General features: G+C 58.1%; 22 protein-coding genes. 5 read left to right on the top strand and 17 right to left on the bottom strand.

What is annotated here, in order from left to right; translation table 11 throughout:
• The first annotated feature begins 106 nt into the window (after nucleotides 1–106).
• On the top strand, nucleotides 107–1294 hold the full coding sequence (locus tag K3762_RS07285) for a multidrug effflux MFS transporter (protein WP_132443694.1): 1188 nt from the start codon (nucleotides 107–109) through the stop codon (nucleotides 1292–1294).
• A gap of 2 nt (nucleotides 1295–1296) precedes the next feature.
• On the opposite strand, the gene dusA is transcribed toward K3762_RS07285, so the two are convergent.
• The 9 genes from dusA to K3762_RS07240 form a co-directional block, all read right to left on the bottom strand.
• Nucleotides 1297–2304 (bottom strand): tRNA dihydrouridine(20/20a) synthase DusA, encoded by a 1008-nt coding sequence (dusA, locus tag K3762_RS07280; RefSeq protein ID WP_132443695.1) that lies wholly within the window; start codon nucleotides 2302–2304, stop codon nucleotides 1297–1299.
• A 461-nt stretch (nucleotides 2305–2765) separates the two neighbouring features.
• Nucleotides 2766–3200: an EamA family transporter gene (locus tag K3762_RS07275; RefSeq protein ID WP_132443696.1), complete on the bottom strand. Its 435-nt coding sequence runs from the start codon at nucleotides 3198–3200 to the stop codon at nucleotides 2766–2768.
• Nucleotides 3201–3294: 94 nt separating this feature from the next.
• Nucleotides 3295–3786 (bottom strand): DUF2127 domain-containing protein, encoded by a 492-nt coding sequence (locus K3762_RS07270; protein WP_165935533.1) that lies wholly within the window; start codon nucleotides 3784–3786, stop codon nucleotides 3295–3297.
• Nucleotides 3783–4382 (bottom strand): DedA family protein, encoded by a 600-nt coding sequence (locus K3762_RS07265; RefSeq protein ID WP_120350736.1) that lies wholly within the window; start codon nucleotides 4380–4382, stop codon nucleotides 3783–3785. The genes K3762_RS07270 and K3762_RS07265 overlap by 4 nt, the downstream gene beginning before the upstream one ends.
• A 39-nt stretch (nucleotides 4383–4421) precedes the next feature.
• Nucleotides 4422–5450, bottom strand: a complete 1029-nt coding sequence (locus K3762_RS07260; protein ID WP_132443699.1) for a metallophosphoesterase — start codon at nucleotides 5448–5450, stop codon at nucleotides 4422–4424.
• A 166-nt stretch (nucleotides 5451–5616) separates the two neighbouring features.
• Nucleotides 5617–5955 carry a PepSY domain-containing protein gene (locus K3762_RS07255; RefSeq protein WP_132443700.1) on the bottom strand — a complete coding sequence of 113 codons (339 nt, stop codon included), beginning with the start codon at nucleotides 5953–5955 and terminating at the stop codon, nucleotides 5617–5619.
• 87 nt (nucleotides 5956–6042) lie between these two features.
• A complete protein-coding gene (locus K3762_RS07250) occupies nucleotides 6043–6471 on the bottom strand; it encodes a GtrA family protein (RefSeq protein ID WP_132443701.1) in 429 nt (142 codons plus the stop codon).
• Entirely contained in the window at nucleotides 6471–7466 is a 996-nt protein-coding gene (locus K3762_RS07245) for a glycosyltransferase family 2 protein (protein ID WP_132443702.1), read from the bottom strand. Before K3762_RS07245 ends, K3762_RS07250 begins: the two co-directional genes overlap by 1 nt.
• Nucleotides 7463–8983 carry a glycosyltransferase family 39 protein gene (locus tag K3762_RS07240; RefSeq protein ID WP_240791540.1) on the bottom strand — a complete coding sequence of 507 codons (1521 nt, stop codon included), beginning with the start codon at nucleotides 8981–8983 and terminating at the stop codon, nucleotides 7463–7465. The genes K3762_RS07245 and K3762_RS07240 overlap by 4 nt, the downstream gene beginning before the upstream one ends.
• A gap of 144 nt (nucleotides 8984–9127) precedes the next feature.
• Between K3762_RS07240 and K3762_RS07235 the strand changes: the two genes are divergently transcribed.
• Nucleotides 9128–9799, top strand: a complete 672-nt coding sequence (locus K3762_RS07235) for a response regulator transcription factor (protein WP_120350731.1) — start codon at nucleotides 9128–9130, stop codon at nucleotides 9797–9799.
• A complete protein-coding gene (locus tag K3762_RS07230; protein ID WP_132443703.1) occupies nucleotides 9792–11165 on the top strand; it encodes an ATP-binding protein in 1374 nt (457 codons plus the stop codon). Before K3762_RS07235 ends, K3762_RS07230 begins: the two co-directional genes overlap by 8 nt.
• Before the next feature lie 86 nt (nucleotides 11166–11251).
• On the opposite strand, the gene istB is transcribed toward K3762_RS07230, so the two are convergent.
• The 8 genes from istB to K3762_RS07190 form a co-directional block, all read right to left on the bottom strand.
• On the bottom strand, nucleotides 11252–12043 hold the full coding sequence (istB, locus tag K3762_RS07225; RefSeq protein WP_260012591.1) for an IS21-like element helper ATPase IstB: 792 nt from the start codon (nucleotides 12041–12043) through the stop codon (nucleotides 11252–11254).
• A complete protein-coding gene (istA, locus tag K3762_RS07220) occupies nucleotides 12033–13562 on the bottom strand; it encodes an IS21 family transposase (protein ID WP_260010420.1) in 1530 nt (509 codons plus the stop codon). Before istA ends, istB begins: the two co-directional genes overlap by 11 nt.
• Before the next feature lie 570 nt (nucleotides 13563–14132).
• The gene (locus K3762_RS07215; RefSeq protein WP_260012589.1) at nucleotides 14133–15479 is read right to left on the bottom strand and encodes an NAD(P)/FAD-dependent oxidoreductase; all 1347 of its coding nucleotides are present in this window, start codon (nucleotides 15477–15479) and stop codon (nucleotides 14133–14135) included.
• A 45-nt stretch (nucleotides 15480–15524) separates the two neighbouring features.
• Complete coding sequence (locus tag K3762_RS07210) at nucleotides 15525–15887, bottom strand: hypothetical protein (protein ID WP_132446793.1); 363 nt, start codon at nucleotides 15885–15887, stop codon at nucleotides 15525–15527.
• A 4-nt stretch (nucleotides 15888–15891) separates the two neighbouring features.
• A complete protein-coding gene (merA, locus tag K3762_RS07205) occupies nucleotides 15892–17307 on the bottom strand; it encodes a mercury(II) reductase (RefSeq protein WP_260012587.1) in 1416 nt (471 codons plus the stop codon).
• Nucleotides 17304–17540: a mercury resistance system transport protein MerF gene (gene merF / locus K3762_RS07200; RefSeq protein WP_240791680.1), complete on the bottom strand. Its 237-nt coding sequence runs from the start codon at nucleotides 17538–17540 to the stop codon at nucleotides 17304–17306. The genes merA and merF overlap by 4 nt, the downstream gene beginning before the upstream one ends.
• Nucleotides 17537–17833 (bottom strand): heavy-metal-associated domain-containing protein, encoded by a 297-nt coding sequence (locus K3762_RS07195; RefSeq protein WP_132446787.1) that lies wholly within the window; start codon nucleotides 17831–17833, stop codon nucleotides 17537–17539. The genes merF and K3762_RS07195 overlap by 4 nt, the downstream gene beginning before the upstream one ends.
• Nucleotides 17834–17847: 14 nt before the next feature.
• Nucleotides 17848–18249, bottom strand: coding sequence for a mercuric transporter MerT family protein (locus tag K3762_RS07190; protein ID WP_240791679.1), 402 nt, complete (start codon nucleotides 18247–18249; stop codon nucleotides 17848–17850).
• 64 nt (nucleotides 18250–18313) lie between these two features.
• Here K3762_RS07190 and K3762_RS07185 point away from each other — a divergent pair, with 64 nt between their 5' ends.
• The gene (locus K3762_RS07185; RefSeq protein ID WP_120350722.1) at nucleotides 18314–18751 is read left to right on the top strand and encodes a helix-turn-helix domain-containing protein; all 438 of its coding nucleotides are present in this window, start codon (nucleotides 18314–18316) and stop codon (nucleotides 18749–18751) included.
• Complete coding sequence (locus K3762_RS07180; protein WP_132446785.1) at nucleotides 18748–19110, top strand: hypothetical protein; 363 nt, start codon at nucleotides 18748–18750, stop codon at nucleotides 19108–19110. Before K3762_RS07185 ends, K3762_RS07180 begins: the two co-directional genes overlap by 4 nt.
• Nucleotides 19111–19136 lie beyond the last annotated feature (26 nt).

The following is a 19136-nucleotide window of genomic DNA, read 5'->3' as shown; positions in this document are numbered from 1 at the left end:
TCCCCCAAGGGGGGTTAGGTTGCGCGCGAAAGTCGGCCCCAGACATCGGTCTGCGCTTGCCGCCTTGCCCATTTGGCCCCGGCCATCCCATCCGAAAGGACATCACGTGCTACGTTCAGCGCTCATTCTCGGGTTGCTGGGGCTGGTCGGCCCCTTCGCCATCGACATGTATCTGCCCGCCATGCCTGCCATCGCTGCCAGCTATGGCGCGTCAGAGACGGCGGTTCAGGCGACCATCACGGCCTATTTCATCGCCTTCGGGCTGGGTCAGCTTTTCTATGGCCCATGGGCCGATCAGGCGGGGCGCAAGCTGCCGATCATGGTGGGGCTGGTGCTGTTCCTCATCGCGTCATTCGGGGCCGCCTTCGCGCCGACGATGGCGGCGCTGACGGGCTGGCGCGCGCTGCAAGGGCTTGGCGGGGCCGTGCTGATGGTGGTGCCGCGTGCGATCATCCGTGACCAATACACCGGCACCCAGGCGACGCGGTTGATGGCGATGCTGATGCTGGTGATCTCAATCTCGCCGATGTTGGCCCCACTGGCGGGCAGCGCGGTGATGGCGCTTGCCGATTGGCGCGCGATCTTCGTGACTCTGGGCGTGTTGGCCATCGCCGCGCTGGCACTCACCGCCTTCGCCCAGCCCGAGACGCTGCCCGTCAAACGCCGCGTGCGGATCAACCCGCGCAACCTTTGGCGCGGGGCGAAAGTGCTGCTGAGCGATCCGATCTTCATGGGGCTGACCTTTATCGGCGGCTTTGCCATGGGGTCATTCTTTGTCTTCATCGCCTTTGCGCCCTTTGTCTATACCGGGCAATACGGGCTGGGGCCGACGGGGTTTTCGCTGGCCTTTGCGGTCAACGCGGTCGGCTTCTTCTCGGCCTCGCAACTGGCGGGGTGGCTGGGCGAACGCTGGGGCATGCGCAGCCTTGTGCGGCGCGGGGTGGCGGGCTTCGTCCTCTTTTCCGCCGCGATTTTTGTCACAGCACTGGCAACCGATCCGGGCCTCTATCTGGTGATGGCGGGGCTGTTTTGCGCCAATGCCTGCCTTGGCGTTGTGGTGCCGACAGTGATGGTCGTGGCGCTGGACGATCACGGCGATATCGCTGGTCTCGCCTCTTCGCTGGGCGGCACATTGCAGATGGTGGCGGGTGGCCTCTCCATCGCGCTGGCCGGGCCGTTTTTTGACGGGACTGTCACACCGATGCTGGGGGCGATTGCGGCCTGCGGACTGGTGGCCGCCCTGCTCACGCTGGCGCTGCTGCGGCCCCGCCCGGTGGCAGAGCCCACGGTCTAACCCTACCCCGCCGCGGCGATTTCCTGCGCCGCGGCGACCTCGGCCAAGGCGGCCTCGACCAGTTCCGGCCCCGCGCCGGGCTTATGCGCCCCTTCGGACAGGATACGCCGCCACTGCCGCGCGCCGGGCCGCCCGGCAAAAAGCCCCAACATATGCCGGGTGATTTGCCCCAGACGCCCGCCGCTGGCCAGATGCGCCTCGATATAGGGCAACATCCCCTGCACCGCGGCCTCTGCACTCCTGTCAGTACCCCGCCCGTAGATGCGCCGATCAGCGCTGGCGAGGATATCGGTCGGCGCATGATAGGCGCTGCGCCCCACCATGACGCCATCTAACCCGGCATCCAGAAAAGCTTCGGCCTGATCGAGCGATGTGACCCCACCGTTGACCGAAATATGCAGGTTCGGAAACAGCCCCTTCATCTGATGCACGAGATTATAGTCCAACGGCGGAATATCGCGGTTTTCCTTGGGGCTCAGCCCCTGCAGCCACGCCTTGCGCGCATGGATCGTGACACGGGTGCAGCCCGCCGCCACGATACGCGCGAGGAACTCGGGCAAGATTTCCTCAGGGTTCTGATCGTCCACGCCGATACGGCATTTCACGGTCACCTCGACATCGCAGGCCGCGCGCATGGCATCCACACAGTCCGCCACCAGCCCCGGCTGCTGCATCAAGACCGCGCCAAAGGCGCCCGATTGCACCCGGTCAGACGGGCAGCCGCAATTGAGGTTAATCTCATCATAGCCCGTGTCAGCCCCCAACCGTGCTGCCCGTGCCAGCTCTGCGGGGTCCGACCCGCCAAGTTGTAGGGCCACGGGATGTTCCGAAGGGTCATGATCCAGCAGATGCAACGCCCCACCCCGCACCAGCGCGGGGGCGGTGACCATCTCGGTATAGAGGAGCGTCTCACGGCTTAGCAGCCGGTGGAGGTAGCGGCAGTGGCGGTCGGTCCAGTCCATCATGGGTGCCACGCTCAGGCGGGCTGATTTTTCAACCTTATTTTTCAATCTCTTAACCTCAGCTCCGAATGAACTTCATGTAGCACGCTATGCGTGGATTTCCGGGGGTTTTCCCCGATTATCCGGGGTTTTCGATTCTGCATTGCTACCGTGTAGCAGATCCGCATTGCCAGAACACCGCCACTTCATCCGGCCTGGTTCGCCCCGCGGTCCGCCCCTTCGCGCTGTCCCTCAGGCAAGGAAGTCGGGAAACAAACAGAGAACACTTTTTTCGCGGAAGCGCCGACTTCCTTCTCACAACAGCACAGAAGGAACTTTCTTTATGACCACCATCGACGACAGCACCAAGAGCGTTTTGGCTATGATCACCGCGGAGCGAGCCGCCTGCCGTAACAATGCCCCTGCTTGGGAACAGGTTTCGAACCCAGCAATCACCCCCTTGCCGACGCAGAACGTTGCCTCCGCAGAGTCTGCAAGCAAAAAGAAAGCTAAGCCTCGCTCGCGGCATATCAGGTCAAGGCCACAAGAACCGCGCCGAGCCCTATCAAACCAACGCCGCTCCATCCGGTCATTGATAACTTCTCTCCCAGAAAAACCGCGGCGATAATTGCGGCGAGCACAACGCTCAACTTGTCGATAGGTGCTACCTGCGAGACCTTGCCGAGCTGAAGCGCGCGAAAATAGCACAACCATGACGCGCCAGTCGCAAGACCGGACAGCACCAGAAAGATCCCCGTCTTCGCGGAGATTGTAGATAACGACTGCACCTCGCCCGTCAACCAAACCAGCAGACCCAACGCGAGAACGACGATAATGGTGCGCAGAAAAGTGGCAAAGTTGGAGTTTACGCCCGACACCCCGACTTTTGCAAAGATCGCGGTGAGCGCCGCAAATATGGCGGCGAGAATGGCCCAAAAGAGCCAGGATTCTGAAACGGAATGCATAAATTCTCCTCTTTTGAGTTTGAGCGTTTAGGCGAGGTGGAGGTTTGCTTCGTTTTTTAGATCAGGCACATAAAAGAGAACTGCAATTTCCGCGTCAGGACCCCAACAGAGCACGACTACGCTGTTCGCGCACGGTGATGTAGATAACCGTTAGATCGATCGCAGTCAGGATCAGCAAAGCCACGCCGCCAACAGTGAGCCATTCGAATAGTTGATAGATCACAAACGCCCAGAGCACGAAAACCGCTGCGCGATGCGCCCATGCTGCGCCGTAAAGCAGCGCCACGACAATCGCGATATGAAGTCCACCATGCGCCAGAAAGTAAGTGGTATAGAACGCCAGATCCGATGTCGGGATGACACCGGCGAGCGACATGGCGCGGGTCGCGAGGAAATCATTAGGGTTCTCCGCAAGCTCTGCGCGAAAGAACCATTGGGTGAGAGCAGGAAGGCGATCTACTGCTCCCGCGAAGATCGACGCAGCCGTTGCCAATTGAAGAACGCCCAAGACTGCTTTTGCAAAAAGGGTCACCGCAAATAATCGGTGGTTCAAGCTTTTTGAATTATGCTGTTTTAACGCTGTCATCTTTCTGCCTTGGGGCGAAGCAACCGCCATACATAAAGCACAAGAAGGCCTCCAAGCAGGACGTTTGTCACCGGATTGATCCACGTCTCAACTTTGGCAAACTGCGCTTCCAGCAGATAGCCTGAAATGGTGAGGGCGGCTGTCCAGAGCAGGCTGCCCAACCCGGTGTAGAGAAGAAACGGCAATAGCGGCATTCCCGTCATACCGGCGGGGACGGATATGAGCGTTCGGACCCCCGGAACCATCCGGCCCAGAAACACCGCCATGCCGCCATTGCGCCGAAACCACGCAAGGGAACGATTGAGATCTTGTTCTGAGATGGTCAGCCACCTGCCGTGCCGCACGATGAGCTCGCGCAACCGTGTTTCGGAAGCCAATGTGCCGATCCAATACCATAGGAATGCGCCGGCCACTGAACCGATCGTGCCTGCGATCACGACACTGACGAAGTAGAGGTCACCGCTCGCCGCGAGATAGCCAGCGAAGGGCATGATGACTTCCGAAGGGATCGGAGGGAAAACGTTCTCAAGCAGCATCAGGGTAGCGACGCCCAGGCTGCCCATGGAGGCGAGTAGCGATGTGATGAAGTCAAACATGGTCGGGCCTTTGCGGGTGGCTGTGCTGGACTGCGGGTGTCAACATTGGACCGTGCCGCTGTCTGTTTCCATCGATCCGGGACCGGTGAGGTAGGTCCAGCTGGCCGTTTTAACTGTAAAGGTCAGCTTCAGCATGCCTGTCGTTCCGGTGATTAGTCGCTCGGAGAAGGCCGCAGGCTCAAGGTTGCCCTGTGTTGATTTGCCACCGGCCCCAACCACGAAGGCGATCGTGCCGCCCTGGTCCGGTTTGCCCTCGGCATTCAGCGGCGCAGTGCGTTCGTAGAAGTGGTTGTGTCCATGTAAGACAAAGCGGACGCCTGCTTTCGCGACAAGCCGGAACAGCGCCCGCGCACTGTCAGTTCGGCTGCGCGTCACGCTCGAATACGCAGGTTTGTGGAAATATGCCGCAGTGCAGCTGTCTGTGTGCGCTGCGAGCACTTCCTTTACCCATTCTGCCTGTGCAGACCCTGGGGACGCATCAATCTCGCTGTTCAGCGACAGGATCAACCAGTTCCCGGCTTGCAGGGCGTAATAGCCGTTTCGGTCTGGCCCCGCGCGATCTTGCCAGTAATCGTAATAGGCATATGCATAAGGCGAGTGGTATTCGTGGTTTCCGGGGGTCGGCCATGTTTGTGCCCATGCAGCCCCCCAATATGGGTCGTAGCAATCTTCAAAGCCCACAGCTTCGCCGTGTTTATAAACCAGATCCCCCAAGGCGAGCACCGCCGTATTGGGGTGTTGGTCTAAGATACTTTTGGTTTCCAACATGCCCTCGTTCGGCGCGGCCTCTGCCCTGGGGAGACCAACCGCATAGCGTAGGTTTCTATTTGTTCTTCCAAAGTAGCCCCCGTTTGCGCAGGAGGCGACGTCACCTGCCGCGAGAGCAGAGAACGGCAATGTCACATCCAGCTTGTGGACCCGTTTTGTGTCGAACAGTTGCGAGTGAGAGGAGCCGGTCAGTGACCGTAGGCCAGATGCCGCAATTGAGAAAAACTGCCCCTCGGTTCCAGCGATCAGAATGACGGCCGCCGATGCAGCCAGTAGGGTTCGAAAGACGGTTTTTTTCATCGGGTTCTCCTCAAAAGCACCTGTAGAGTTTGCCGACTGATGAAAGGCTTACCGAAAGGTTACCAATTGGTAAGGTGTCGCTCGGACTACCGGCGGCGCTTAGGATGAAGGGAAAGGAAAATTCCAGCGCGGCAGCAAGATGAACCTGTGCCGCGCCGGTATAGATTTAGCCGTTGTCGTCATCTTTCTCGTCGTCATCGTCCATGAACGGGCCTTGTGCGATTACTGATCCGTCATTGGCATCGATAAGGATCTCGGTCATGGACCCATCCGGGGCGACGGCGACTGCCTCGTAGACAGCCTTGCCATCCTCGCTTTCGAATTCAATTGAGGTGATCTTGCCATCCACACCTTCCAAAGCAATGGTGAGTGCTTTCTGGATGTCGATCTGCGCTACAGAGAACAGTGTCATTTCTTTCGCATTTTCTGTTTCAGCCAGTGCCATTCCGGCCATCGCGACCGCACCTGCGGCAATCAGTGTGGTAAGAGAAATCATACGTTTCATCGTGGTCTTCCTGTCTTGCACGGCCCCCAACTGGAACCTCGCCTCAAGAGATAACCGACCCTTGTAGCCGGGAACGTCTCCACCAGATTACTGATTGGTTAGATTGGCAGACGGTTCCACATCGACCGGCCCGCCGGCTTTGTGCGGGGTGCGAAACGCCCACAATCTGCTGAGTGCAAAAGTCAAAACCGCCGCGGAACCGGTTGAGATCCACAGGCTCACTGTGTCGGATAGATCCCCTTCGGATAGCAACATGATCAGAAGCCCTTCGTTAATGGCAAAGCCGATCAGGGCGACAAGCGCAAATTTCCACAGCGCGCTTGATGCGCTGACTTCCTGATCGGCAAAGGAAAATCCGAGATGGCCGATGAAGCTGACCACGAAAGCGATTGTGAAGGCGAGCAGGTTCGCCAAAAGAGGATGCCAGGTCGACTGGATCAGCAGAAAGCCGATCATCATGTGAACGAAGGTCGCGAGCAGACCGACCATCCCGAACCGCAACAACTGGCGCCACATCACAGGTGCTCCGAATCTGCTGAAAAATCCTCGGCGATGATAAAGCCAGGACGGCCTTTGACCTCGGTAAAGACCCGCGAGAGGTATTCGCCCAACACACCGATGGAGATAAGCTGCACCCCACCCAATAACATAACGGCCACCACAAGGGTCGACCAACCCGGCACGTCGATGCCGAAGATCAGGGTGCGGACGGCAATCCAGAGGGCGTAGAGGATCGAACAGGCAGCAATGGTCATACCAACCCCTGTCCAGACCCGCAGCGGCCAGGCGGTGAAGGACGTGAGCCCGGTCAAGCCTAACTTAAACAAGCCAGTGAAGCCGAATTTAGAGGCCCCGGTCGCGCGCGGGTCCAACTCAATCGCCACAGCCTTGGCGCGAAAGCCAACCCAGCCATACAGCCCTTTCATGAAGCGGTTGCGCTCTGGCAAAGCGCAGAGCGCATCGACAACCCGTCGATCCATGAGCCTAAAATCGCGCGCATTGGCTGGTATCGCGGTGTCGCCGCCGATATTCAGCAGAGCGTAGAACGCGCGGGTAAAAAACCGTTTACGCCATGTCTCGTCTCGACGTTGCGCGCGGACGGCATAGACCATCTCATACCCCTCGGCGCGATGTTTCAACATGGTTTCGAGATGAAAAAGGGGTTCCTGAAGATCAGCATCAAGGATAACCACCGCTGCACCCACCGTGCGCTCCAGACCGGCCATGATCGCATGTTCCTTGCCGAAATTCCGCGACAGGCGCAGCACACGAAGCGGATATCTGGCGCATAGCTCTCGGCTTTCTTCAAATGTTCCATCAAGGCTGCCGTCATCCACAATGATGATCTCGAAGCTGGGCACCAGCCTGCGGGCATGCGCCTCTACCTGGGCCACCGTTCTGGCGATATTGCCCGCCTCATTGAACGCGGGGATCACAAAGGAAAGATCAGGAACTTGCTTTGCAGGCGGAACGATCCGGGGCTTTTCAAACCCTTCGGGACGACGGTTCATGATGCTTCCCCCTGATCCAGATCTTCGACAAACAAAATGCGGTGCCCGAACCGTCCGGCGGGGCCAAACCGCGGTCCCAAATAGGGAGCGATTTCCGAGGCGACAGCCCTCGGGATGGCCACCGCGTCGCGCAGGCCATTGTCAGCGAAAATGTCGAATGTCGCGGTTCGTTCGGTGAATTTGACGCGACCGCGGGTATAGAACTCGGCAGAAAAGCTGCGACCGCCCCAATAGGTAATCTGCACATCAAGGTCGTAACTTTGCGCCGCAATTACCAATGCGCGCTCGGATCGATTGGTGACGCTTTCTGGCTGGTAGCGCGCCAGAATCGTCACCGTTAGAAATGCTGCCCCAACGAGGCCGATGGCCACGGCTGTCGCTCTTCGCCCCCACCAGCCCGGCTGCCCCCTCACTTGCGCCCAAAGCGACACCAAGAGAACCGCTGCGGCGGGAAGCCCGGGCAAAGCATAGGCTGGCAATATGTTTGCGGCGGGCGTGAAGAGGATCAGCGGCGCAACGACCCAAAGTGCGAGATAGCTGTGCCAGCCCCGGTCATTGCCCGTCACCTCGTTGACGCAAGAACCCGGCCGGGAAAGTAAGGCCAAGAAAAACAAGCTCCACGGCAGAAACGTAGCCCCGGCATAGACCCAGATCAGGCCTTTGGGCTGCTGATGGCCGGACCCGTAAAGATCCCCCTGCCAGCCCGGCACGACAAAGCGCTGGAAGTGTTCTCCGACAAGAAAGTAGCGCAGGAAACCCGGCGTCTTGATCTCGGCAAGGATATACCAAGGAAGGGTCAGCGCCGCCGCGATCAATAGCCCCGACAACCAAGGAAATCCATGTAGTTCGCGCCAGCGCCCTGTCAGCGCGAGCCACGGCACAAGCGCGATCATCGTGATGACAAGCGCGACCGGTCCCTTTGCCAAAAGGCCGATAGCGATTCCAACAAAGAACCACCGCCCCCAGGCGCTGCGCGCGGGGCTGTCCGACAGGCAATTGTAGAAGCCGATCATGCTCAATGTAGTGCCAAGCACCATGACCATGTCCGTCATTACGAAGGCCGACGCGCCGAAAAACATTAAAGATGAGGTGAGCACCGTCGTCACGACAAGAGCCTGATCTGCGCCTCGATGCTGGCGCACCCAAGTGAAAATTAGGCTTAGCACCCCCAAGGAGGCAGCAAAGATGAATACCCGCGCGCCAAAGGTTCCAACGCCAAAAAACTTCATCCCTAAGGCAGACAGCCAAGTATGTAAGGGAGGTTTGCCCCAAAACGGGACGCCATAGTCGAACTGAGGTGTGACCCAGTCCCCGGTCTCGACCATCTTACGCGCGATCTCGGCATAACGGGCTTCTGTTGAATCTGTGAAAGGCCACCAGAACAGGGCAAGCAGACGCAAGGCGAACAAAGCACCAAGCGCAAACAGCAGGAACCGTTGGTCGCTGCGCGTTAAGCCAAAGCGCCCCGCATGCTCTTGCCGCACGGCTGTGTCGAATTTGGGATCGATTGCGACCATGTTGTCCTGTCCTTTTTCTAAGGGCATAGGACGGCGGTGATCTGCAAAAGGTGGTCGGCACTATACCGATCCGTAATATTACGAAGATGGTGCAAAGCCGCAAAGCAGGCTATTTTCTCAATACCTTATGGAGCTTGAGCGCAGATGCGGGTGCTTGTTGTAGAAGATGATGGCGAGACGGCTGAGTATATCTGCACGAGCCTGAAGGCACTTGGCCATGTGACGAAACATGCGTCGGATGGCAAACAGGGCTTCCTAGATGCGCTGGACAATGACTTTGATGTCATCGTAGTCGACCGGATGCTGCCCGGCTTGGATGGGTTGACCCTCGTCAAATCAGTGCGCGGTGCGAACGTTGATACGCCGATCCTGTTCTTGAGCGCGCTCGGCGGTTTGAACGACCGGGTGAATGGATTGGAAGCCGGGGCGGACGACTATCTTGTGAAACCTTTTGCGTTTTCTGAGCTCTCCGCGCGCCTAACTGCACTTGCACGCCGCCCCCCGATGCAGGCCGAAGAAACGCGACTTCAGGTTGCCGATCTGGAGATCGACCTGATCCGCCATACTGTGTGCCGATCCGGTCAGGAGATCGCTGTGCAGCCGCGAGAGTTTCGCTTGCTGTCTTATCTGATGAAGAACGCCGAGCGGGTGGTGACACGCACCATGTTGCTGGAAGCAGTCTGGGATTTTCACTTCGACCCGAACACCAATGTCGTCGAAACGCATATCAGCCGTCTGCGCAACAAGATCGACAAACCCTTCGAGCAGCCGTTGATCCATACCGTTCGGGGCGCTGGATACAGCCTTCATGGATAACCCTAAGCGCAAAGGTCCTTCAGCGTTGCGGACATCCATACGGCTGTCTTTGCAATACTCGTTCCTCTATTCGGTGCTTTCTGCGCTCGTCTTCGCATTGGCCTACTGGTTCACGCAATACGAAGTCCAAGATTGGGTCCTCGATCAAATGCGCAGCGATGCGGCCACACTCGTTGAGATTTTTGAGTTGGGCGGCGATGAGGTGCTGGTCGACCGCGTCGACGCCCTTGCCGAAGTCAGTTTTCAAAATGCCCGGGTCTACCAACTGCTGAACGCCGACGGCGCTATTATTTCCGGCAACTTGTCCTCGACCGTTGAAAGCCCCTTGCCCGACTACCTTTCGGCACAGGCATTGCCGCTTGCTGGAGAGATTCACGACGAAGTCACCGGCTATTGGCTGCGCGCAGATGACGTCGGCCCTTACCGCCTGATCCAAGGGGCAGGCGACCATATCGTCTTGGAGATACTCGAAGCGCTCGGCATGGCTTTGGTGGTCGGCTATCTGGCAGTCGTAATCCTCGGTCTAATCGTCGGTATTCGGATCGGCCGCATTACCGAGCGACGGATTACGGCGATATCCAACACTCTCGCGGAGGTTTCCTCTGGCAACCTCGCTTCCCGTATTTCGACCGCCCCAAAGGCACGCGACGATCTTTCGCGGTTATCAACCGAGATCAATAGTATGCTCGGGCAGATCAAACGCCTGCTCGAAAGCCAAGAACAAATCTCCAATGACATTGCCCATGACATGCGCACACCGCTTCAGCATCTTCGGCAGCGGCTGGAGAAACTACGAGACAGTCCGACTATCAACCCGGGCGACATTTCTGCGAGTCTGGATCAAACTGAAGAAATCATAGCGACCTTTAACGCCCTTTTGCGCATTGCGCAGATTGAGGGAAGTGACCGTCGTGAAAGGTTCGCGTGGAACGACCTGCGTGAGGTCATAGGCAATGTTACGGAAGTCTTCGAGCCTACTGCCGAGGATGCTGGTATTGAGTTGACCATTAAGGTGCCGGACGAACAGCTTGAGGTTTTTGGGGATAAGAACCTGCTGACGCAACTGCTGTCGAACCTTGTCGAGAACGCGATCAGACATTGTCCCGTTGGTTCTAAGGTTTTGGTCTTGGCGGAAACCACACCTGTCGGTCCGACCTTGCGCGTCACTGACGATGGTCCGGGTATCGAATGCGAGAATCGAGAGCGTATTTTTCGACGGTTCTTCAGGGGTGAGAAAAGTCGGAACAGTCCTGGGAATGGCCTTGGCTTGGCATTAGCAAAAGCAATCTGTGATCTGCATGGCGCCGAAATAACCGTCTCGGAGAATGATCCAGGAACAACTTTCGAGATCAATTTTCTGCGGTAAATGCGATCTGGGTTGTTGATTGTCACCGAGAACTGACCCGGCATTTTCACCGAGACTTGACCCACCCAGTTGTTATGTTCTTTGCGTTATGATGGCGTCAATGCCGCTTTTTCCTTTCGTTTCTGTTTGGCTGTCGCGGAGCTGGCCTTGAACCGGTAGCTGTCATTGCCGGTCTCGAGAATGTGGCAACGATGTGTGAGGCGGTCGAGGAGCGCGGTGGTCATCTTTGCATCACCGAACACGCTGGCCCATTCGCTAAAGCTCAGGTTGGTTGTGATGACGACGCTGGTGCGCTCGTAGAGTTTGCTTAGAAGGTGGAACAGCAACGCGCCACCCGTAGCGCTGAACGGCAGGTATCCCAGCTCATCCAGGATCACCAAATCAGCTTTCACCAGCACCTCAGCGATCTTTCCTGCCTTGCCTTGGGCCTTTTCTTGCTCCAACGCATTGACCAACTCGACCGTGGAGAAGAAGCGCACACGCTTGCGATGATGCTCGATTGCTTGAATGCCGAGGGCGGTAGCGACATGCGATTTTCCCGTTCCAGGGCCTCCGATCAGCACTACATTCTCAGCCGCGTCCATGAACTCGCATCGGTGAAGTTGGCGGACCAAAGCTTCACGGACTTCGCTGGCGCCAAAGTCGAAGCCAGAGATGTCTTTGTATGCCGGAAAGCGTGCTGCCTTCATGTGGTAGGCAATGGAACGCACCTCACGTTCAGCAATCTCGGCTTTAAGCAGCTGCGACAACATGGGGATCGCTGCATCGAAAGCAGGCGATCCCTGCTCATGCAGGTCCTGCACGGCCTGAGCCATGCCTGGCATCTTCAGGCTACGCATCATGATGACGATGGCAGCACCGGCGGGATCATGACGCATGACGTGTTCCTCCCGTGGTGCGTAGCCCGTCATATCGTGCGACATTGGCCTCGGGCTCCTTATTCAAAGAAAGGGCCGCAGGCGGGGTCACATCGGGCTGGTCTATCGGTGCGCCATCCACCAGCCTGTGAAGTAGGTTCAAGACATGGGTTTTTGTTGGTACGCCCGCCTCCAGCGCCATTTCTACTGCGCAAAGCACGGCCTGTTCGTCATGGTGGAGGACCAAGGATAGGACGTCGATCATCTCGCGGTCACCACCTGGCCTACGCAACATATGATCCTGCAGCTTCCGGAACCCTTCTGGCATCTCAACGAAGGGCGCCCCGTTGCGCAGCGCGCCGGGTTTGCGTTGAACCACCGCCAGATAATGGTGCCAGTCATAAATAACGCGCCCTGGCTGACGGTGTGAGCGTTCAATAATGCGCTCATGCGTGCAGACCACATGGCCTTCGGCGACGATGACCAGCCGTTCAGGATAGATGCGGAGACTGACAGGGCGGTTCGCAAAGCTGGCAGGCACTGAGTAGCGATTACGGTCGAATGCTATCAGACAAGTGGGGGATACCCGCTTGCTCTGCTCGACAAAGCCGTCAAACATTGTGGGCAGTGGCATCAGCGCGGCCTTCTCGGCGTCCCAGATATCCGCAATATTGCCAGGCAATCTGCCATGCGGTGTCTCGGCCCAGAGAAGCTTGCAGCGCTCCTCCAGCCATTCATTCAGCGCATTGAGGTCCGGAAAGGCGGGCATGAGTTGCCAAAGCCGATGGCGGGCGTCGCGCACATTCTTCTCAACCTGACCTTTCTCCCACCCTGCCGCGGGATTGCAGAACTCAGGGTCAAAAACATAATGGCTGGTCATCGCAAGGAACCGTGCGTTTACATCGCGCTTCTTGCCGACACCAATCCGGTCAACGGCTGTCTTCATGTTGTCATAGACGCCACGCCCCGGAACACCCTCAAACACCCGAAAGCCATGCCAGTGGGCATCGAACAGCATCTCATGCGTTTGCAGCCGATATGCCCGCACCAGAAATGCGCGGCTGTGTGACAGCTTGATATGAGCGACCTGAAGCTTGAGGCGCTCGCCGCCGACATAGGCCCAGTCCTCGCTCCAATCGAATTGGAACGCCTCGCCCGGCTGAAAGACCAAGGGCACGAAAACACCCCGGTCAGTCGTATGTTGAGCACGCTGGCGTTCGCCCTTCCAGTTCCGCACGAAGGCCGCGACACGCTCATATGAACCATCAAAGCCGAGCTGAACCAGATCTGCATGCATCTGTTTGGCCGTTCGCCGTTCCTTGCGTGATTTACGCTGCTCAGACAGCAACCAGCCTGTCAGCTTCTCAGCATAAGGGTCTAACTTGCTCGGTCGGTCCAAAATTTGGAACTCGGGCTCAACTATCCCTGTCCGCAGATACTTCTTGATCGTGTTGCGAGACACCCCTGTCCGGCGCGCAATCTCGCGGATGGGCATCTTGTCTCGCAGAGCCCATTTCCGAATAATCCTCAGAAATCCCATGTCTAACACTCCAATAGCTCCCAGCTGATTCAAGCAGGGGCAAGGTTACACATGGGTCAATTCTCAATGACAATTTCTGCAGTTGCCGGGTCAGTTCTCGGTGACAATCAACAATCTGGGTCTCAACATTGGCTTTCTTTGCCGTATTCAAGATGCGCAGTCAGAGTCGCCTTAAAGTAGACATTGCTCAATAGAAAGAGCAACGTCACTTGCGGGTCGCTCTTGCCAGATCAGTTTATGCTGCAATTGCGAAGACCTTCATTACTTACGCGGTCAATTTGGGCTCACTGCGGACGTTTGCCGCACTACACGTCAAGGTTCGCACAGCGGACTTTGCAGCCGTTCGCTGCGGACGCACAGTTTCCGATTCAGTTGAGAAGACCTCTTGGAGAAAAGCGCCGAAAACCAGACCTTCGCTGCGGTCGCAAGAAAGCTGACGGAGGCACCAAAAGCAGACGCTCGCCAAGCGCAATTGAACTTTCCGATCATGGCCTCCGTTTGCTGACCGGAGGTCAGCCCAGCTCATGCTCAATAACGCACAGTTTGGCAATTCTCTGAACTCTTGCGTTCCTAAAACATGGAACCGATATCCGACGCCCCCGTGGGATAGGCTGCCGGCATCGTCTTTACCTGGTCAACCGTAAGCCCCAGTTTGATTGCCAGCGAAAAGATATTGATGAGTTCCGCGTAGTCCGGACCAAACATATGCGCGCCCAAGATTTTACCATTCTCATCAGAGATGATTTTGGCACCTGCATGGGTCTCTCCCAATCGTTTTTGAGAGAACCAGTTGGATGTATCTGCGAATGATACCTCCACATCACCAGTCTCACGCGCTTCTTCCTCCAACATGCCGACCCGGGCGAGTTCTGGAATGGTGAACGCCACGCTGGGGACGCCGGTGTAATTAGGTGCGGTTTGTTTGTTTTTCAGCATGTTCGATGTGGCAATCTTGCCTTCGAAAACAGCCACCGGGGTCAAAGGTTTCCCCGGGGACGCCGCGGCATCACCAGCGGCATATACGCGAGAGTTGGATGTGGACTGTAGCCACTCTTCGACTTTGACGCCGCCATGCTCAGCCTCAATGCCCGCAGCGCTTAGATCTAAGCAATCGACGGCAGGCACGCGACCCGCGCCATGGACAACAAGGTCGGCCTCTTTGACATGTGATTTGCCATCGACGCTATAGGTGACGCGCTCCATGTCACCCGCAGAGTCGATTCGGTCGGGCGCGGCATTGGCGATGATCTCAATTCCGACAGCACGGCTCCGCTCCAGCAGCATATCGACAAGATCGGGGTCGAACATTTTCAGCTGCTGCTTGCCATGATCAAGAATGGTGACCTCGGCACCTGCTCGGGCAGCAATATGGGCAAACTCAAAAGAGATGTATCCACCACCCACGAATACGATGCGTTCGGGCAGGTTCGGCAGGTTCAGAAACTCGATGCTGTCGATGAGCCGATCGGCACCGGGAAAGCCCAGAGGTCGCGGTTTGGCGCCTGTTGCGATCAAGGCATGCTTGAAGGTGAACTCCCCATGGCCTTCGATTCCGAGTCGATCCTCTGCGGTAAAGCGCGCCGACCCATGCAGCGTCTTCACGCCAGCTTGCTTCAACCCGTCTTCCATGTTCTCCGGCACCGGATCGGTGAAGCTTTCTTTGTGTTCCATGAGCGCTGGCCAGTCGATCCGCGTGTCACCTGCAACGCCCTTACCCTTTAGTAAACGAGCTGCGTCGATCGCTTCAGCTCCGGCCCGTAGCATTTTCTTCGGGTCGCAGCCGCGCAGCGCACAGGTGCCGCCGTAGGGCAGTTCGTCCACAATGGCGACGGACCATCCAGCCCCGGCTGCTTTTTTCGCGGCGTTGATCCCGGCCATGCCGGCGCCGATGACGATCAGATCAAGTGTTTCGGTCATGAAGTGTCCTTGCAGGCGAGAGTTAGGAAGGCTTTTGTTCCAAGTTCAACGATATCGGCCGAGTTTTCGTTCACTGAGCCACCAGATCCCGGTCGCGCCGACGCCGATCGTGAGCCCAAGCCAGCGCCAACCGTCGCTGCCCAGTGGCAGCGCGCCTACACCATAAGCCAGCACCGGCAGCGTCATGGCCAGCAGGAACGGCCCGGTGTAGCGGCAATGCGCCCGGCCACAGCGCCGGGCATTGCGCAGGCAGGCGACGCCCATCCAAGCAAGGGCGATGACCCAGATTGCGGTTTTGGGGCCGTCGGCGAGCGGGACCGCCAGAAGCATCGCGCCGATGGGAAGGCCCCACGCGAGCAGGCTGCCAAGCCGGGTGTTTAGCCAATCGTGGGTGGAGGGATCTGCCATGTCTTTACCCCGCGCAACAAGACAGGGCAGCAACGTCCTTCTCGAAAGTCTGGGCCGCCAGTTTCAAACCCTCGACGGTGGTCAGATAAGGCATGATCGTGTCGCCAAGCTCTTCGTAGGTCAGCTCGGCCTTCAGCGCCATCGCTGCGGTCTGGATGCTGTCGGCCCCTTCCGGTGCCATGATCTGTGCGCCGAGCAGCCGTTTGCTTCCCGCTTCGGCCACCAGCTTGATGAGGCCACGCGTATCGCGGGCCCCCAAGGCCCGCGGCACGGCATCCAGCGGCAGAACGGAGGTCAGCACTTCATGACCAGCAGCGCGGGCCTGCGCTTCGCTGAACCCAACGCCTGCCACCTGCGGATCGGAAAAGACGACCCAAGGCATGGTGGCATTGTCATAGCTGCGGGCCTCACCCGCCACCGCATTGCGCGCCGCGATCTTGGCGCCATAGGCGGCCATATAGACAAACTGGTCACGGCCCGTGACATCGCCCGCCGCCCAGATATTTTGATTGCCGGTGCGCATTTGAGGATCGGTCTGAATGCCGTCCCGCGCATCCACTGCAACTCCAGCAGCCGGGAGGTTCAGCCCGTCACTGTTTGGCACACGGCCGGTTGCGAGCACGAGCCGTTCCGATGTCAGTGCTTGGCCATCCGAGAGATGCAGCGTGATATGGTTGTCACCGTTCGAAATGCGGTCATAGCCATTAGCGCGGACCACACGGATGCCCTCATCGCCCAAGTAACCTGCCAGCGCCTCTGACACTTCCGGTTCTGCCTCCGGCAAGACGCCTCGGCGGCTGACCAGCGTCACGGCAACACCGGCTCGCGCAAAAAGCTGCGCCAGCTCCACGCCGATATATCCCGCCCCAAGCACAATCATGGATGCCGGAAGAGCGCTCAGTTCCAGTGCTGTTGTGCTGTCGAGGGTGTCGACGTCCTCGATTCCCGGGATTGCAGGCACATGGGGGCGGGAGCCGGTGGCAATGACGACCTTTGCTGCCGGGAAGAGACTGCCATCGACCGTCAACCTGCCATCGTCATCGAATGTCGCGCGGCCTTCGACGTAATCGACATTCTCATGCCGGGGTAGAACATCTGCATATTTCGCCGCACGTAATTTTTCGACCAGCGCCTGCTTTTGCGCGACAGTCGCCGCCCAGTCGAACACGCGGGCCTCGGCCTCTATCCCATCAAACCGAGCCGCAGCAAGCGTATGATGCAAACTCTCAACCGCGCGGATCAACGCCTTGGACGGCACGCAGCCCACGTTGACACAGGTGCCGCCAATGGTGCCCGCGCCGATGAGCGCCACCCGCGCGCCGGTCTCAGCCGCAGTGATGGCGGCAGAGAAACCCGCGGAACCGGCGCCGATCACGGCAAGGTCATAAGATTTCCTCTGGGGGGATTTAGTGTCTTTCATGATGATCTCTCTGAATCGCGGCACTTCCAAAGCGCGTAAATTGTGATGCCGATGAAGATGGCGAGCGCTGGCAACAGCACGTAATCAAGCCAGCCCAGCAGCGCCGACAGGCCAACAGCGCCGAACAGGATCACCAGCACTGGCGTGAAACAGCAAAGGGCGACGATGACCGTGCCAATGAGTCCGAACTTGAGCAGGCCACTCTGGGTGTCGGAACCCTCCACGCCGCTCACGATCCGTTCTCCGCATTCAAGGCAGCGCGATATCCGACGGCCGTCACAGCGGCGACAATGGCCTGCGGGTCTGTCAGCGCATCATCATAGCGCAGAACATAGAGGCCATTTTCCGCCTCGCCTGCGATAAACTCCTGCACTTCGACGCTGTCCACGCGCTTCATGGCAGTAGCGACGATATAGCTGCAAGAGGGGCAATTGAGCCCCTCAACGGCAATGCGAGTGGTTGCTTCTGCGGCCAGTGTTGGGCTGGCAGAGAGGATAAGCACAGCGGTGGAGACGAGCAGTTTCATAGGAGACCTCATGGTCAGAATGTCAAAAGAAGGGGCGAGACTATTGGAAAGGCGAGCGCCAGAAGCACGACAATCAAAGCGCCCCAAAGCAACCGCCGCATCACCCCGCGGTCGACCGGGCGCGCACAGATGCCGTCCGTGCAAGCTTCCTTCGGCACCGGGCGATAGGCTTTCCAAAACCCATATGCGAGCGCGAGCGTTGCGAGGCTGAAGGTCACCCATTTGTAGGCATAGAGCGCGGTAAGTTGACCGATGAAGACTCCGGTGACGCCAGAGCTGACCAATACCAACGGCAGAATACAGCAAGATGACATGGCCAATGCTCCGAACACACCGGCGCCGGTGGCCAGCCAGCCAGAACGATCATCATGCTCGGTCGGTGTCGCAGGAGTGTGATCTGTCATCGCGGTGCTCATGGTTGCCTCCGTCATGACAGGCAAGGTAGGGTCTGTAGCAACTACAGGATCAAGGAGAAACTTCATGTCGAGCGATCACGGATTTGCGAGCGCCTTAAAGCGTTCCGATCTTGCGAAGTTGACCGGCTGCAACCTTGAGACCATCCGCTATTATGAGGGTGTCGGCTTGATGCCGGACCCACCGCGCAGTCCCGCCGGGCACCGCCGTTACGGAACTGCGCATGTTGAGCGGCTGAGCTTTATCATGCGAGCGCGAGAACTGGGTTTTACCATGGAAGAAATCCGAGGGCTGCTCAGCATGGTCGATCGCGGCAGCCATACCTGCGGCGAAGTCGAGAAACGTGGGCGGGATCACCTCAATGTCGTGCGGGCGAAGATAAGGGATCTGCAAAGCATCGAGGCAATCTTGGCAGAAACGATTGCGAAGTGCAGCGGTTCGGATGCACCGGAATGCCCACTCCTCAACGTGCTGTCAGATGGAGCTGTGGCCAAGGCAGATTGACCCGCACTTTACGGGACCTGAAGGAAAGGTGTTTTCAGCGTTTGAAAGTGCCGCAAACTTTGGAAGATTGCCCAGAACGGATTCCGAAGGATCAGAACGATTGCCACCAGCGGAGGAACGTCGGCTTTCTGGATGCTGTTGCGCAGCAAATCTCTAAGACCCGAATGGCAGCAATGGGCCGCTCTTGGCGGCGCAGCTTATGCCGCAACTGCGAAGAACTCCGCCCCACAAACGGTCAGTTTGGGCTCGAAGAAGACGTTAACTGCAACGAGCACCAAGGTCGCCAGAGCGGACATAGCGCCAATTCGCTGCGGCTGCGCCAACCGCAGCTTTTGAAGGCCGACAAAATATTGACATGAAGTCTCGTTAGGATGGGACTGCACTG

Source organism: Sulfitobacter sp. W074 (assembly GCF_025142275.1).
In the GTDB taxonomy this organism is placed as follows: Bacteria; Pseudomonadota; Alphaproteobacteria; order Rhodobacterales; family Rhodobacteraceae; genus Sulfitobacter; species Sulfitobacter profundi.
This window is presented reverse-complemented; position numbering and strand designations above follow the sequence as displayed.